Below are 2,530 nucleotides of genomic sequence, written 5' to 3' on the forward strand. Positions count from 1 at the left end.
GCAACCTTGTTGGTCCCAGTAATCTTGGAGTTTGAGAATGATTTGCTGAAAAGTAAGCATGATTTACCTGGCTAAGCCTTTGATTTTACATGGCTAAGCAGGTGAACTATGAAATCGCGATTAGTTTCGTTTATGGCGAATCAGACCCAGGATGAGCAAGAGGCAAGAAAGGCTCAAAATGGGGGCATTTCCCCAAATGACATAAGGAGTTTTGCCAGAGTAGGCTTGAATCTTCAGGCTGAGCGCGCCTTGGGTAAATTCGCCAAGCTGAGATAGCACTTTCCCGTCTGGGCCAAGGGCTGCCGTAATGCCGGTATTTGTGGCTCGCAGCGCTGGGAGGCCAGTCTCCAGGGAGCGTAACTGGGATAGTCTTAATTGCTGCGCTGGTGCTTGAGAGTCCCCAAACCAAGCTAGATTAGTCATATTGATCAACAGGTTAACGGGTTTACTGCTCTGATCAATTCGGGATGCTAGCTCCCCGCCAAATACGTCCTCATAGCAAATCGTGATTGCTGCATGAATTGATTCCTTGCCGGAACGAATGATGCTGAAGGGGGCTTGATCTAATGTGCCGCGTGCAAAGTCGCTCATAGGAACATGGAAAGCATTCACAAACCAATGAAAGCCAGGCGGAATAAATTCACCAAAGGGTACCAAGTGGGATTTGTCATATTGATAGCTTGGAGCATTAGGAGATAGTCCAAGAGCCCGGTTGGTGTATTTCACGCCAGTAGAGCCACTGATCTCCCCAATCAATCCAAGCAAAACATTGCTGGAGGTATTGGTAGAAAACTGTTGGAGTGATCCTAATAAGCCTGCAGGTAGATTGCTTTGTGGCCAAGGATATGCAGTCTCTGGAGTAATGATGAGATCAGCCGATTGACTCTCAATAGCATTGGTATAAAAGCTAAATTGTTCTTCAATGGATTTGGGGTTGAACTTGAGGCTTTGCTCAAAATTCCCCTGAATTAAACGCACACTGAGTGGCTCGCCAATTGGGCTTGTGAAAGTCCACAAGCTCGCGAGTTGTGCAAGTGCAATCGTAGAAATAATGCAAGCACTGCTAAAGAACATATTTTTCTTTAACTGACTGAATTCCCAAGAGACCCACACCACTAAAAATGTGCAGGCTAGGCCACCCAAGAATGGCGCAACTGGCGCGAAGGGGCCGTTGAATTGGGCTTCAGCAAGCCCCATCCAAGGAAAGCCAGTTAAGACTACGCTACGAAGGTATTCAATTAGCACCCAAGATGCTGCTAGCACCAAGCCTGTTAAGTACTTGCGTCTAGGTAAACAGAGAGCGAGGGAGGCGCTGGAGAAAAATAAGGCCATTCCTGCTGCTAGTAAGAAAACAGCTAAACCAGAAGCGGCAGCATGCATACCACCGACATCATGCAGGCTAATGTAGATCCACCATAAGCCTAGAACAAAGTAGCCTAGACCAAAAGACATTCCAGAGATAAATTGATTTTTAATGGGCGGTCTTGCTTGCTGACTCATCCTCCACCAAATCAAACTGAGAATGGGGATTTGTATCCAGCCACCATAAGTGAGCTCAGCAGCAGCGGCTAGCAAGGCTCCCAGAAAAAATAGCAGCAACACATTGATGCCATTACTAAACCTGGTTGATTGCTGATCAATCAAATTAATTCTCAGGGAAGTTTTTTAGGAAGTTGGCGTGCGAGCAGAATATGTATCTGTCTTGGGTCTGCGCGCTGAACCTCAAATTCAATTCCGTCGATCTCAATCAGTTCACCCATCTTCGGTACTCGACCAAGATGTTGAATGACTAAGCCGGCAATAGTTTCAATATCTTCATCGTGAAATTGAGTGCCTAGAGCCTCATTAAATTGTTCTAGCTCTGTAATGCCTTTGACACGAATGTCGCCATTATCTAAAGAGATCAGGTTGTCTGCTTCTTCGTCAATATCATGCTCATCTTCAATATCGCCAACAATTTGCTCCAGCACGTCTTCAATCGTGATCACTCCAGCTACGCCGCTGTATTCATCTACAACAATAGCCAGATGATTGCGGTTGTCTTTGAAGTCGCGCAGCAAAACACTTAAACGTTTAGATTCTGGAATGAAAACTGCGGGGCGGAGCCAATCGCGTACCTGAAAATCTTTTTCAGAAGAGTGGCGCAATAAGTCTTTTGCAAGCAAGGTGCCAATGACATTGTCGCGACTACCTTCGAATACGGGAAAGCGTGAGTGGGCTGCAGTAATTACACTCTGGATAATTTCAGGCAGAGATTGGTTAATATCAATCCAATCAATCTGAGCTCTAGGAATCAAAATATCGCGAGCACACAGTTGCCCCACTTGGAATACGCCCTCGATCATGGAGAGGGCATCCGCATCAATCAAGCCCTCGGACTGTGCTTCTCTGAGGGTCTCAATGAGTTCTTGGCGACGTTCTGCTGGGCTGGTTGGCTGTGGCGTTAAAAAATCAGCCAAGCGTTCTAAAAGGGATTTATTGGGGTCAGGCATGTAATAAGAATATCGTAAAAATATGTAAATTCAGTGAA

2 protein-coding genes are annotated in these 2,530 nt (G+C 45.9%); both read right to left on the reverse strand.

The features are described 5' to 3' along the window. Positions 1–120: 120 nt before the first annotated feature. Positions 121–1,644: an apolipoprotein N-acyltransferase gene (gene lnt, locus B7Y67_RS15145; RefSeq protein ID WP_293599349.1), complete on the reverse strand. Its 1,524-nt coding sequence runs from the start codon at positions 1,642–1,644 to the stop codon at positions 121–123. A gap of 8 nt (positions 1,645–1,652) precedes the next feature. Then, complete coding sequence (locus tag B7Y67_RS15150; RefSeq protein WP_215302073.1) at positions 1,653–2,492, reverse strand: HlyC/CorC family transporter; 840 nt, start codon at positions 2,490–2,492, stop codon at positions 1,653–1,655. Positions 2,493–2,530: the final 38 nt, after the last annotated feature.

The sequence above is a fragment of the Polynucleobacter sp. 35-46-11 genome, assembly GCF_002281105.1.